General features: G+C 39.4%; 1 pseudogene. It reads left to right on the top strand.

Features of this window, described 5'->3' with window-relative positions:
- Nucleotides 1-45: 45 nt before the first annotated feature.
- Nucleotides 46-503 (top strand): annotated as a pseudogene (locus EKC99_RS16175) (transposase); the annotation flags it as partial.

Below are 503 nucleotides of genomic sequence, written 5' to 3'. Positions count from 1 at the left end.
TAGAGAAATGTATAGTAAATCTATCAATCATAGGGAGTGTCTATAATGACTAGACGTTTTGATAAAGAATTCAAAATACATGCAGTAAAATTAGTGGTCGAGGAAGGAAAGGCGGTCGCTCAAACCGCAAGACAACTCGATATTTCGCCCAAAACTCTTCATAAATGGGTAGCAGATTATAAAAAAGATGCTGAGCATAGCTTTATCGGGAGTGGAAACCTCAAGCCAGAAGATCGTGAAAAGCGTGAACTTCAAAAACGTATTCGGGATCTGGAGGAGGAAAACGCGATCTTAAAAAAGGCCATGAGCATCTTCGCCAAAAACCAGAAGTAATTTATGAATTCATTCATACGCATAGAAAGGAGTTTCGCGTGGCGAAGATGTGTGAAGTTCTAGGTGTTTCAAGAAGTGGATACTATGCATGGGCCAAACGACCAGAAAGTCAACAAAAGAAAAGACAGGAAGCGTTGAAAAAGCAAATCAAAAAGATTCATATCGAGTCA

It is taken from the genome of Anoxybacillus sp. MB8 (assembly GCF_011006755.1).
Taxonomy (GTDB): Bacteria; Bacillota; Bacilli; order Bacillales; family Anoxybacillaceae; genus Anoxybacillus; species Anoxybacillus gonensis.
The sequence above is the reverse complement of the archived record's forward strand: the minus strand, read 5'-3'. Positions and strand labels throughout refer to the sequence as shown.